At 61.2% G+C, this 12,955-nt stretch carries 12 protein-coding genes; 2 read left to right on the plus strand and 10 right to left on the minus strand.

Going from position 1 to position 12,955, the window contains the following annotated elements; translation table 11 throughout:
- The first annotated feature begins 122 nt into the window (after positions 1-122).
- Positions 123-1,010, plus strand: a complete 888-nt coding sequence (gene galU / locus GGD53_RS08285; protein ID WP_088396021.1) for a UTP--glucose-1-phosphate uridylyltransferase GalU — start codon at positions 123-125, stop codon at positions 1,008-1,010.
- 52 nt (positions 1,011-1,062) lie between these two features.
- Here the strand turns inward: galU and GGD53_RS08290 are convergent, their stop codons facing one another.
- The gene (locus tag GGD53_RS08290; RefSeq protein WP_184454995.1) at positions 1,063-2,598 is read right to left on the minus strand and encodes an outer membrane beta-barrel protein; all 1,536 of its coding nucleotides are present in this window, start codon (positions 2,596-2,598) and stop codon (positions 1,063-1,065) included.
- A 143-nt stretch (positions 2,599-2,741) separates the two neighbouring features.
- Here GGD53_RS08290 and GGD53_RS08295 point away from each other — a divergent pair, with 143 nt between their 5' ends.
- On the plus strand, positions 2,742-3,737 hold the full coding sequence (locus tag GGD53_RS08295) for a KpsF/GutQ family sugar-phosphate isomerase (RefSeq protein ID WP_184454996.1): 996 nt from the start codon (positions 2,742-2,744) through the stop codon (positions 3,735-3,737).
- Here GGD53_RS08295 and GGD53_RS08300 read toward each other — a convergent pair whose 3' ends face one another.
- The 9 genes from GGD53_RS08300 to GGD53_RS08335 all read right to left on the minus strand — a co-directional run bounded on the left by GGD53_RS08300 (position 3,738) and on the right by GGD53_RS08335 (position 12,891).
- Complete coding sequence (locus GGD53_RS08300; RefSeq protein ID WP_184454997.1) at positions 3,738-4,193, minus strand: NfeD family protein; 456 nt, start codon at positions 4,191-4,193, stop codon at positions 3,738-3,740.
- 3 nt (positions 4,194-4,196) lie between these two features.
- Positions 4,197-5,228 (minus strand): SPFH domain-containing protein, encoded by a 1,032-nt coding sequence (locus GGD53_RS08305; RefSeq protein WP_184454998.1) that lies wholly within the window; start codon positions 5,226-5,228, stop codon positions 4,197-4,199.
- Between the two features lie 143 nt (positions 5,229-5,371).
- Positions 5,372-6,406: a ferrochelatase gene (gene hemH / locus GGD53_RS08310; protein ID WP_184454999.1), complete on the minus strand. Its 1,035-nt coding sequence runs from the start codon at positions 6,404-6,406 to the stop codon at positions 5,372-5,374.
- 122 nt (positions 6,407-6,528) lie between these two features.
- A complete protein-coding gene (locus GGD53_RS08315) occupies positions 6,529-8,502 on the minus strand; it encodes a bifunctional metallophosphatase/5'-nucleotidase (RefSeq protein ID WP_184455000.1) in 1,974 nt (657 codons plus the stop codon).
- 202 nt (positions 8,503-8,704) lie between these two features.
- Entirely contained in the window at positions 8,705-9,079 is a 375-nt protein-coding gene (locus GGD53_RS31620) for a hypothetical protein (protein WP_082240334.1), read from the minus strand.
- 174 nt (positions 9,080-9,253) lie between these two features.
- Positions 9,254-10,705 (minus strand): homospermidine synthase, encoded by a 1,452-nt coding sequence (locus tag GGD53_RS08320; RefSeq protein WP_184455001.1) that lies wholly within the window; start codon positions 10,703-10,705, stop codon positions 9,254-9,256.
- Positions 10,706-10,871: 166 nt separating this feature from the next.
- A complete protein-coding gene (locus tag GGD53_RS08325; RefSeq protein WP_184455002.1) occupies positions 10,872-11,156 on the minus strand; it encodes a YciI family protein in 285 nt (94 codons plus the stop codon).
- 2 nt (positions 11,157-11,158) lie between these two features.
- Positions 11,159-11,788, minus strand: a complete 630-nt coding sequence (locus tag GGD53_RS08330; RefSeq protein ID WP_184455003.1) for an aminotransferase class IV family protein — start codon at positions 11,786-11,788, stop codon at positions 11,159-11,161.
- Entirely contained in the window at positions 11,785-12,891 is a 1,107-nt protein-coding gene (locus GGD53_RS08335; RefSeq protein ID WP_246717724.1) for an aminodeoxychorismate synthase component I, read from the minus strand. Before GGD53_RS08335 ends, GGD53_RS08330 begins: the two co-directional genes overlap by 4 nt.
- Positions 12,892-12,955 lie beyond the last annotated feature (64 nt).

Genomic DNA, 12,955 nt, shown 5'->3' on the forward strand with positions numbered 1-12,955 from the left:
TCAACAAATTCTTTACCATGGCGACCCGCGGCGGTCACCATTGCAAAACAGTCGCAATTCTATACTAGTCAGACGTGAACGGCTTTATTTAAAAGGCGATTTAGTCAAAGCAGGAGGCCTGTGTGGCGCATCACAATAAAGTTCGTAAGGCAGTTTTTCCGGTGGCGGGGTTGGGAACGCGATTCCTGCCGGCAACGAAGGCTGTTCCAAAGGAAATGTTGACCGTTGTCGACAAGCCTATCATCCAATATGTCGTCGATGAGGCGCTGGAAGCCGGGATCGAGCATCTGGTCTTCGTCACCGGACGCAACAAGCACATTATCGAAGACTATTTCGACATTCATTTCGAGCTGGAACAGACACTGCGCGAGCGCGCCAAGGAGGCGGAAATCACCCTTCTTGCCGAGCAATTGCCGAAGGCCGGGACGGTAAGCTTCACCCGGCAGCAGGAACCGCTCGGCCTCGGTCACGCCGTCTGGTGCGCCCGCGAGATCGTCGGCGACGAACCTTTCGCGCTGCTGCTGCCCGATATGATCATGAAGGGCGACAAGGGCTGCATGAAGGGCATGATCGACCTTTACGGCCAGAGCGGCGGCAACATCATCGCTGTCGAGGAATGTGCCCCCGATCAGGCTCATAAATACGGCATCGTTGGCGTCGGCGAAGCGATCGGCGAAGGCTTCCGCATCACCGGCATGGTGGAAAAGCCTGCCAAGGGAACGGCACCCTCGAATTTCTTCATCAACGGCCGCTACATCCTGCAGCCGGAGATCTTCAGGATCCTCGAAACCCAGGAGCGCGGCGCCGGCAACGAAATCCAGCTCACCGACGGCATGCTGAAGCTGCTGAAGGAACAGGATTTCGCCGGCTACCACTTCCGTGGCACGACCTACGACTGCGGCGCCAAGGATGGCTTCATCCTGGCCAACGTTGCCTACGCCCTCGAACGCGCCGATATCCGCCCATCGGTCGAAGGCGGCTTCAAGGAATTGCTTGCCGGCCTGAATTAAGGTTTGCGCACATGTTGATCGAGCGCCGCGCCTCCCACCGGAGGCGCGGCGTTTAGCGTTTCAGCTTAAGGCCGACGCCGGCGCGCCATTGCTGTGAGTCGTCGCCGTCCTTGCGCGTCGTCAGCTCGTAGCCGAGCGTGCTGGTGAGATCGAGATATCGGTTGATGTTCCAGGTCAGGCCGGTCGCTGCAGTATAGACGAGCTCGTCGTTGATGGTGCTGTCGGTGGGATAGTCGCGCCATATGACGCCGCCGATCATGGTTCCGACCAGATTGTCGCGCAGCTGCTGGGTGACCGTCGTCGTCAGCGCATGCGAGACGTAGCCGCTCTCGCCGGCGGTGGTCGAGGGCTGGATGCTTGTCTGCAGGTCGAGATTGATATCGGTGCCACGGATCGGCGACCAAAGCAGGCTCGCATCGAGCGTGGCCGTATCGATCGAGGCCAGCCGGCTGTCTTTGAAATCCGCCCTTTCGTAACCGATGCCGACTTCACCCTTCAGCTTTTCGCCGAGGTCGACCTCAACGCCGGCTTTGGCGCCATAACTATGGCCTGAGCGCTCGTAACCGGCTGAGTCGCGTGTTTCGTCATAGAGGGTACGGCCGATCGTGGCCTCGATGAAGGGGATGATCGCGGGCGACAGCTCATAGCCGACGCGACCGCGCAGCGTAGCGGTGGTCTGGTTGCGATCGCTCAACGCAACGGTCGTGCCGTTCGCAAGCGTGGCGTCGGAATAGATCGAACGGCTCAGCGCCAGCGCGGTCGTGCCGCGCAGGATGCCGAAATCGCGCTGGACGGAGGCGCCGGCGCTGAACTCCTGCACATCGGACTGCTGTGTGGCATCGGCGATGGCGTCGGGGTCGTCCGTATCCTCGCGGTAGAAATTGTAGCCGGCCGTGAGGTGCGCCACCGTGTCGTCGGCAAGATCCAGCCGGAGGTCGCCGTTGACCTTGAAAGACGGCTGCTCCTCGCCTTCGCCGCTGACATTTCTCTGCCAGGCGCCTTCCGACGTGACGGTCAGCTGGTGTCGTCCCCAGTCGGAGGTGAGCGTCGCGGCTGCATCCGTTTCGAGGAAGGCGCGCTGTTGCCTGGTATTGCCGTCCTTGGTGGTCTCGGTGTTGATGCTTTGGGTCACGCTCGGACGGAGCACGAAGCTGCCGATCGGAATGCCGGGTGTTTCTGCCGTCGAGGCACTTTCGCCAGCCCTGCGGACCGGCGGCGTCTCGTCGATCCGCGCTTCACGGGTGTTCAGTCGGCGCATGTCCTCATCGAGGATGGATCCGGTAATGTCGTCACCGGATTGCGCGTCCGGTATGGCGGGCCTCTGGGCATCGTCTGCGTTTGCGGCTGCGCTGTTTGCCGCCGGCGCGGCCAAACCGTCGCTCTCGTCAGCGAAATCGGCTTCGGCCGCACCGGTCGTGGCGCGATTGTTCTCGGAGGACACTGTGCGGCTTCTCGCCGACTGCAACGAGGCGGACTGCGCGAAAGCCGGCGTTTGGCCGAGAAGCAGGCTGCCGAACGCAGCAAAGCAGACGGCACGGCTCATGGCGCGGAGCGGCGTCACACTGCTCGTCTGTTTTGGTTGGCCCATTCAATTCGCGCCTGACATGCTTTCGGTTCTTACCCAAAGGTAAAGCCTTGTGGTTAATCATTCGTTGCCGGCGGCGGGCGCTGTTCACATTTCGGAAAGTGTGCGGGGTGGACTTGGAAAGTGAAAAGGTCTAACGCATCTCCATGAACAGAAGAGCGATCAAACTCGTTGAAAACAGCGTGCTCGAATCGGCAAAACGCACGATAGAGACCGAGAAACGCGGTCTTGAAGCGCTCGAACGGGCCTTTGACAACGGATTGGCCGGCCCCTTCACCCGCGCCGTCGAGATCATCGGCGACATCTCCGGCCGGGTCATCGTTACCGGTGTCGGCAAGAGCGGCCATATCGGTACCAAGCTCGCGGCGACATTCGCCTCGACCGGCACCCCCGCCTTTTTCGTGCATGCGGCCGAAGCCAATCATGGCGATCTCGGCATGATCGCGCGCGATGACGTCGTCTTGGCGATTTCCAAAGGCGGCGAGAGCGCCGAGCTCAAGAGTATCATTTCCTTCACGCGGCGCTTCTCGATCCCCTTGATCGCGATCACTTGCAGCGAAGCGTCCTCGCTTGCGACGGCCGCCGACATCGTGCTTCTAGTGCCGAACGAACAGGAAGCCTGCCCCAACGGGCTGGCGCCGACGACCTCGACGCTGATGCAGCTTGCCATCGGGGACGCCTTGGCGGTGGCGCTTCTGGAGGCGCGGGGCTTTACCGCCACCGATTTCCACGTCTTCCATCCCGGCGGCAAGCTGGGTGCGAGCCTGATGCATGTCGCCGATATCATGCATATCGGCGAGAAGCTGCCGCTCGTTGCCAAGGGCACGCCGATGCCGGAGGCGATCACGGTGCTGTCGCGCAAGCATTTCGGTTGCGTCGGTGTGCTCGACGAGGACGGACGGCTCTGCGGCATCGTCACCGAAGGCGACATGGCTCGGAACCTGAGCCGCAATCTTGCCGAGCTTGCCGTCGACGACATCATGACGAAGACGCCGAAGACGGTGAAACCGACGATGCTGGCGACGGCGGCCCTGGCGTTGCTCAACCAGCACCACATCGGCGCCCTGATCGTCATCGACGAGGACAGTCGGCCGATCGGGCTGGTGCACTTCCACGACCTGCTGCGGATCGGCGTCGCCTGATCAGGCCGGTTCGACCCGCAGGTCGCGGCCGTGACACGAGATCACCTTCACCTGTGTTCCCACGGGCAAATCAGGCCCCATGACCTGCCATAGCGTATCGTCGAGGCGGATGCGGCCGCGGCCCTCGCGGATCGGCTCCTGCAGCGTGGCGGTGCGTCCGACAAGACTTGCGCCGCGCTGGTTGAGGAAGGGCTCGTCGGTCTCGGCGTTGCGCAGCGTCAGCCGGCGGCCGGCAAAGGTCGTGGCCACGGCCAGAAGCGCAAAAAGGATCGCCTGAAGTTCCCAGACCCAGAAGGCGCTGTCCCAGAAGAGCAGCGACAGTGCGCCGACGATCAAGGCCGCGAGGCCGATCCAGACCAGGAAGAAACCGGGCACGATCATTTCGGCGGCGAGCAGCACGAGGCCTGCAACCCACCAGTTCCATGGACCGAGTTCCGCGATGATCTTCGCCAGCATGGCTTATCGCTCCTGATCCGGATTGAAGGGATTGGGGGCCGGCGGATTGATCGGTGGCGTAGAGCGGATCGGCGCGGGACGCGGACGCGGCGGGGGAGGCGGTGGCGGATTGCCGGCGTCACCGAAGACTTCGCGGGCGATGGCGCCGATGCCGCCGAGCGAGCTCAGGATGGAAGAGGCTTCCATCGGCATCAGCACGATCTTGGAATTGGGCGCCGAGCCGACCGAGGCGAGCGCTTCGGTGTATTTCTGGGCGACGAAATAGTTGATCGCCTGAACGTCACCGGCGGCAATCGCTTCGGAGACCATCTTCGTCGCCTTGGCTTCGGCCTCGGCCAGTCGCTCGCGGGCTTCGGCGTTGCGGAAGGCGGCTTCGCGCTGGCCTTCCGCCTGGAGGATCGCGGATTGCTTGGCTCCTTCGGCCCTGAGGATCTGCGCATTGCGCGCGCCTTCGGCCTCGAGCACCTGGGCGCGCTTTTCGCGCTCAGCCTTCATCTGGCGAGCCATCGCATCGACGAGGTCGTGTGGCGGCTGGATGTCCTTGATTTCGACGCGGGTGACCTTGATGCCCCAGGGTTGTACGGCCTCGTCGACGACGCGCAGCAGCCGGTCATTGATCGCGTCGCGATTGGAAAGCAGTTCGTCGAGATCCATGGAGCCCATGACCGAGCGGATATTGGTCATGGTGAGATTGAGGATGGCATTTTCGAGGTGGGAAACCTGATAGGCGGCCTGGGCAGCATTCAGAACCTGAAAGAAGGCGACGGCATCGGCTGAAACCGAGGCATTGTCTTTGGTGATCACTTCCTGGGTCGGCACATTCAGCACCTGCTCCATCACGTTCATCCGCGCTCCGACGCGCTCGATGAAGGGAGTGATGAGGTTGAGGCCCGGCTCCAGCGTGCGGGTATAACGGCCAAAGCGCTCAATGGTGTAGCGATAGCCCTGCGGTACGGTCTTGATCCCGGCAAAGAGCACCAGAATGACGAAGATGACCAGCACGATCACGACGATGTCGAAGCCGCCGAACAGCATGAAAAATTCCTCCCATCGGCGCATGCGCACGCGCCTCACAACTGATGTGGTGAATTAGCATGTTCTTTGCGAGGAAGAAATGACACGCGCATGCACCACCTCCAGGTGAAAAGGAGGTTCTAGGCAAGGTCTTTAGCTTCTTCTCAGACCCAACCCTGCAATTCGCGGCGGACCACCTTTTCCAGCACCTTCATGCCGTCTTCGCTATCGTTGAGGCAGGGGATATGAGTGAACTTGTCGCCGCCGTTCTCGTGGAAGGAATGCGCGGCTTGTTCGGCGATTTCTTCCAGCGTTTCCAGGCAGTCGGAGACGAAGCCGGGATTGATGACGGCGACGCGCTTGACGCCATCCTGGGCAAGCTTCTCCACCGTCTTGTCGGTATAGGGCTGCAGCCATTCTTCCGGCCCGAAGCGGGACTGGAAGGTGACCATGAAGTTTTCCTGAGTCAGGCCGAGCCGTTCGCGCAGGAGCCGGCCGGTCTTTTGACATTGACAGTAATAGGGGTCGCCCTGCTTGAAATAGGACATCGGGATGCCGTGGAAGGAGGCGAGCAGCATGTCCGGTTTCCAGTCGAGCGTCGCAAGATGCCTTTCGACGGATTGGGCGAGCGCCTCGATATAGGTCTCGTCGTCATGATAGTCCGGCACGGTGCGCAGCGCCGGCTGCCAGCGCATGGAGAGCAGCTTCTGGAAGGCCTTGTCGTTGACGGTCGCGGTCGTCGCCGCCGCATATTGCGGATAGAGCGGGAAGAGCACGATGCGGTCACAGCCTTCCTCCTTCAGCGTCTCGATGCGCGAAGCGATCGACGGCGTGCCGTAGCGCATCGCCCAGTCGACCTTGACATTTTCGAGATCCCGCAGGCGCTCGGTCATCAGTTCCGACTGGTTGCGCGTGTAGGTGCGGAGATAACTTTCGTTCTTCTCCTTGTTCCAGATCAGTTCGTAGGCCTTGCCGACCTTCTGCGGACGGGTGTTGAGCACGATGCCAAAGAGGATCGGATACCATTTCCAGGGCGACCATTCGATGACGCGGCGATCGGTCAGGAACTCCTTGAGATAGCGGCGCATCGAGGTGTAGTCGGTGCCGTCGGGCGTGCCGAGATTGACTAGCAGGACGCCGATCTTGCCTGACTTGACGGCCGGATGATCCGCCGGACGAAGTGAAATATCTGCTGTCATTCTGGCCCCAACGCTCCTTGTCCGTCGGCTGATACGCAGCCTCGAGAACATGGTTCACCCTATAGAAAGAAAAGCCGGCCCGGGAAACCCCGAGCCGGCCGATGGTGTCGAGACAAATCGTCTTACTTTGCAGGAACCTGGATCTCCTTGCCAACCGTCAGGTGGTGCGGATTCGGCTTGCCATTGGCCTCCGAAAGCTTCCGCCACAGCGTCCCATCGCCATAGAAGGTCACAGCCAGATCCCAGAAAGTGTCGCCGGCCGCGATGACGTGGGTGGAAGGCGTTGTTGCGGCGGGTGCGGAAGCCGCCGGAGCCGGTTCCGCCGCGGGCGCGGGAGCTGCCGGTGTTGCCGGGGCTGGCGCGGCCGGGGCAGGCTCGGTGGCTGGTGCGGGTGCGGCCGGGGCCGCAGGGGCAGGCGCGGGCTCAGTGGCCGGCGCAGGTGCCGCCGGCGCGGGAGCAGCCGGTTCGGCAGCGGGCGCCTGTGCCACGGTCGCGCCGACTTCGGTGACGCGGCCATCGGTATAGGGCTTATAGGGCGAATGCGCAGCGACGTAGTCGGCGGTCACATCGGCGAGATCCGGGCCGTAATCGTAAGCATTCTTGCCTTCCTTGAAGATCGAATAGCCATCGCCGCCTGATCGCATGAAGTTGTTGGTGGCGATCTTGTAAGTCTTGGCCGGATCGATTGGCGCAAAATTGTCGCCCTCCTTCACCTGAACATCGCTGACGCGGCTGCCGACAGGCTTCGACTGGTCGAACGAGAACTTTAGGCCGGCGACCTGCGGGAAGCGGCCGGCGCCCTGATCGATCTGGCTGACGCCGTTCTCGAGCGCCTTGACGACGTCCGCGCCTGTGGCTTCAAAAGTGGCGAGGGTGTTCTGGAAGGGCAGGACGGTGATGACTTCGCCCTGAGTGACATCGCCGCCGTCGATGGACGCGCGCAGGCCGCCGCCGTTCTGGACGGCGATGGTGACCCCTTGGTTTTTGGTGCGGTCAAGCATGGCGTCGGCCACCAGATTGCCCATCGAGCATTCCTTGACACGGCAGACCTTGCGGTCGCCCTCGATCGGGCCTTCGGAGGAGCCGATCACCTTTTTGCGCAGTTCCTCGATCGGTTTTGCCAGTTCGGCGACGCGGGTGACGACGGCCGGATCGGGTGTAAAGGACGAGTCGATCAGGATCGGGTCGCCCTTGGCATCCTTGACGACGCCATTATCGTCGAAATTGACGACAACGTCGCCGAGATACTTGCTGTAAGAGGCGGCCTGGACGACCGGCACCTTATAGCCACCGGGGTTGTCGACCATCGTCGGATATGGGCCTTCAGCCTTCGGATCGGTATTGGAGAGCAGACTATGGGAGTGGCCGCCGACGACGACGTCGACATCTGGAATCTTGGCGATAAAAGCGAGATCACGGGGATAGCCGACATGGGTCAGTGCAATGATCTTGTTGACGCCCTGGCCCTTCAGGTCCTGGACGGCTGATGTGATCGTCTGAACGTCATCTTCGATCGTGACATTCGGGCCAGGGGAGGAGAGCTCTGGCGTATCATTGGTGACAGCGCCGACGATGCCGATCTTCTGGCCGCCGACATCGAGCACCAGCGAGGGCTTGATGCGGTCGCCGAGCTTGGAGGCGGCGCTCGCCTTGACGTTCGCCGTCACGACGGGGAATTGCACCTTGTCGAGGAAGGTCGCAAGCCCGTCCTCGCTGTCGTCGAATTCATGATTGCCGACTGTCATGGCGTCGAACTTCATCAGGTTCAAAAATTCGGCTTCGGCCGCGCCCTTATAGGTGGTGTAGAAGAGCGAGCCCTGAAAATTGTCGCCGGCATTCAGGAGAACAACATTCTTGCCCGATAGCGCTTGGCGGCGCTGATCGATCGCGGTCTTCAGGCGGGCGGCGGCGCCGAAGCATTCCTTCTTGCCTTCCTCCTCGGCCGAGCAGGTGGAATCGAATTTGTTGATCGATTCGATGCGTGAATGGAAATCGTTGATGTGGAGAATATTAAGTTCGTAATCGGCAAAGGCGGCGCCCGCGCTCAGCGCCAGCATGGACGCGGTCAAAAGACCGAAGCTGAAAGACTTCGTCATCCCTGTTCTCCTGATTGAGGCGAGAGATCCCCCTGATCCTCGCCGATCCCTATAGTGGTGTCAGGCGGTTTCCCGCTTGCCGATGTTTCAACAAACGACGCGTAGTCGCAAGAGGGAAGCTGGGTTTGCGGCGGCGCTTTCCAAGAGGCCGCAAAACAAAAAAGCTCCCGAGTGGGAGCTTTCGCAGGGCTATATTGAAGCATTACAAACGACGTGTAAGCGTGAACTGCGAATTCGTTGCAGTCGTACAATTCAGCTGACTCGTGCCGCTCAAGGCGCAATTAACAAGGGAAGTCGTCCGCTTAACATTCGAGTAAAGGTTTATCTGAATGATTCCGTCGGGGGTGGTTGTATATGTTCCTGACGCCATCTGGGTATTCGTTCCGTCGCTGGTGCGGGTTACGAATTGTCCATTCGTGAAGGCGGAGGTCAAGCCGTTGGCATCCGTCCATTCGCCTTCAACAGAATTTGTTGCAGGCGGCGCGACTGCGATCGGTCGCTGTTGCGGTCCTGATGAAACGCAGGCGGCAAGAGTGGCCGCTGCACCGACAAGAACGAGACCAGTTCTGATTTTCATAAGGCTTCTCCCGGCGAATCGGCGCGGCGGTCACCCGCCAAGTTCGCGCAAAACATGGCGTGCGTCCGTCATGATGGCAAGGCTTGGAGCAGCGGGGGACGGCATTTATACGGCCAGCGTTACAAAAATGCCCGCCTTGCGGCGGGCATTGTCAAAATCCTGTGAGGACGATTTTCAGCGAACGAGGACGTTCCTGAACTGCCAGGGATCCTTGGTGTCGATGTCCTCGGGGAAGAGGCCAGGACGGCCGTCGAGCGGGGTCCAGTCGGTGTAGTGGCCTTCGACCGGGCCGAGATATGGCATCTGCACGTCGAGGCAGCGCTTGTAATCGATCTCGTCGGCCTCGACGATGCCGGCCTTCGGATTTTCCAGCGCCCAGACCATGCCGGCGAGAACGGCGGAGGTCACCTGCAGGCCGGTGGCGTTCTGGTAGGGCGCGATGCGGCGGGTTTCTTCCAGCGACAGGCGCGAACCATACCAGTAGGCGTTCTTCTCATGCCCGTAGAGCAGGACGCCGAGTTCGTCGATGCCGTTCTCCAGCTCGTCCTCGTCGAGTACGTGGTGGACCGGCTGCGGGGTGCCGCCGTTGCCGAACATCTCATGCAGCGAGAGCACGGCGTCGTTGGCCGGATGGTAGGCATAGTGGCAGGTCGGACGGAAGGTGACTTCGCCGTCCTTGTCGCGGACCGTGAAATAATCGGCGATCGAGATCGACTCGTTGTGGGTGACGAGGAAGCCGTATTGCGGGCCGGGGGTCGGGCACCAGGTGCGCACGCGGGTGTTGGCGCCCGGCTGCTCCAGGTAGATCGCCGCCTTGTTGCCCTTCTTATGCTTCTTGGCGTTCTTCGGCATCCACTGCTCGTGCGTGCCCCAGCCGAGTTCGGCCGGCTGCATGCCTTCGGAGATGAAGCCTTCGACGGACCAGGTGTTCCAGAAGACGTTGAGCGGCTTCGGATGCTTGGTGCGCTGGGTGTCGCGCTCGGCGATGTGGACGCCCTTGACGCCGACCTTCTTCATCAGCTTGGCCCAGCCTTCGCGATCGTGATGGTTCGGTTCGTCGAATTTAACGCCGGTATCATGGGCGAGGTTGACGAGCGCCTGCTTGACGAACCAGGAGACCATGCCCGGATTGGCGCCGCAGGTGGAGACGGCGGTGGCGCCGCCGGGGTTTTTCGCCTTTTCCTTGCGCACCGTCTCGCGTAGCGCATAGTTGGTTCGGTCGGCATTGCTCATGCCCTTGTCGAAATAGAAGCCGAGCCAGGGTTCGACGACCGTATCGATATAGAGAACGTCGAGCTTGCGGCAGAGCTTGATGATGTCGAGCGAGGACGTGTCGACCGAGAGGTTGACGCAGAAGCCCTGGCCTTCGCCTTTCGTCAACAGGGGCTTCAGCAGCTCCTTGTAATTGTCCTTGGTGACATATTCCTGAATGTGGCGAACGCCGTGTTTCTTCAGGATCTCCATGTCGGAGGGTTCTTCGCGCGGGTCGATGACGACCATCCGGCTCTTGTCGAATTTGAAGTGGCGCTCGATCAGGGGCAGGGTGCCTCGGCCGATGGAGCCAAAGCCGATCATCACGATCGGACCGGTAATTTCGGCATATACCGGATAGTTCTGTTCCGTCATTCTTTTCTCCTGTGGAAGGGGACGAAGGCGCTCAGCCTGAAGAATTCTTGTGAGATTGCCGCAGAAATTGCGAAGTGACCGGCTCTAACCACAAAACGGCGTCACAATAAAGAGCGTTGACGGGGAAAGGCCAAATATCGGGGCGACGAGATCCGCCGAACGAAAATCATCGCTTCAGGATTTCCAGTCCTTCAATCGTCGTCGTTATCGCAAGTTCGGTGATTTCGTATTCGGCGACGCCGTGGATGGTGAAGGGATCGGCGGCGACATAGGCTTCGATCGCGGTACGGTCGCCGATGGCGAGGATCGCGCCGCCGGTGCGCGGCACCTTGCGGCCGGAGGCGAGGAACCAGCCTTTGGCGTAACCCTCCTTCACCCAAGCCATGTGCGGCTCCATGTGCCTGTCGGCCTCGTCGTTGGATTTGCGATAGGTGAGGGAGAGGATGAACATGATCAATTCCCGAGGAGATTTGCGCGGATCAGTCCACGCAGCGAGTTGCCGACATAAAGCGTGCCGGCATCGAGATCGGCAAGTGTCAGACGGCCGACGCGAGCCTTGCGCCCACAGATGAATTCGGTGCGCAGCACGCCGGCGAGCAGGCCGCAGGAGATCGGCGGAGTACGCAGAATGCCGCTTCCGTCGTCGAGAAAGATGGAGGTGATGGTGCCCTCGCAGACGTCGTCGCGCTCGTTCAAGAGGATGACCTCGTCGGCTTCCGCCTGAGCATATTCGGCGCGGGCGGTCTCGTAGACGGTGCGCCGTGTGGTCTTGACGCGCAGCAGCCTGTCGGCGGAGTGGAGGCGGGTCTTGGCGATACGGACGCTCCAAACGGTCTCCGGCGCCAGTGGGACGAACGGCGCGCTCGTCACCTCGATCTCGCCTTGCGGGTCGAAGGTCAGGCGGACGCGCAGCGGGCCGCCAGCGCCGGCAACGGCTGCTTCGAGCTTTGTTTGCGCATCGGTCGGTTGCGGAAAACCGAGTCGACGGGCGGACCGGGAAAGCCGGGCCAGATGCAGGCGCAGACGGGTGAAGCCTTCGCCGGGCTGCCAGCGCAACGTCTCGATCAGCGAAAAATCTGTCATCGCGCGATCCACTGGTCGCCGACCGCAAAGCGGGCCTTGAGCAGGCATTCCTCATATTCGGCTTCGGCGGTGGAGTCGAAGACGATGCCGCCGCCGACATTGAAGACCGCTTTGCCGCCGTCGAAAAGCGTGACGGTGCGGATGGCGACGGAAAAACGCATGGCGCCGGTCGGCGAGATCATGCCGATCGCCCCACAATAGGCGTCGCGTGGCGTATCCTCGAGGGCGTGCAGGATTTCCATCGCCCGTATCTTCGGGGCACCGGTGATCGACCCACAGGGGAAGAGGGCGGCAAAGATGTCGCGGATCGATAGTCCGGGGCGCAGTCTGGCCTGCACATGGCTGACCATTTGGTGGACGGTCGGATAGGTCTCGACGTCGAACAGCTTCGGGACATCGAGCGTGCCGACCTCGGTGATGCGGGAGATGTCGTTGCGCAGGAGGTCGACGATCATGCGGTTTTCGGCCTGGGTCTTGATGTCTGCCCGCATGGCCGCGATGATTTCAGCATCCTCGGCAGCGGTTTCGCCGCGCTTTGCCGTGCCTTTCATTGGATGGGTTTCGATCCAACCTTGCTCATCTGTGCGGAAGAAGAGTTCGGGTGAACGCGACAGGATGACCGGACCGCCGAGATCGACCAGTGCGCCGTATTTGACCGGCTGGCGTTCGATCAGCGACCAGAAGGCGGCACGGGGATCGCCGCTCCAGCGGGCTTCGACCGGCATGGTAAGGTTCGCCTGATAGGCGTCGCCGAGCCGCAGGTGCTCGTGAAGACGATCGAAACGCTCTTTATATATAGGGAAATCCCAAGCGGCCTTCGGTGCGGTGAGGAATTCCTCGTTTTCGAGACGCTGTTTCGGCTGGGCAAGCGGATGTGTATCCGGCTGCGGAGCATCGAAGACGCCGAAACAGAGGAGCGGCGTTTCGCGACCTTCTCCGGCAAAGGACGCAAGTTTTTCTTCGAAGAAATATCCAGCCTCGTAGGCCATGTAGCCTGCAAGCCATTTGCCCTCGGCCTTGGCCTCTTCCATCCGAACAAGACCTGCAAAGAACTCGGCGCGCGTCCTGGCAAGGATGATCTCCGCCGGTTCGGCGAAAAGCATCACCTGGCCTGAAGTGTCGTCGCGGAAGAGGATAAAGGGTTCGTCGGCCACGCAACGCTTTCGG

This window comes from Rhizobium aethiopicum (genome assembly GCF_014197535.1).
GTDB lineage: Bacteria > Pseudomonadota > Alphaproteobacteria > Rhizobiales > Rhizobiaceae > Rhizobium > Rhizobium aethiopicum_A.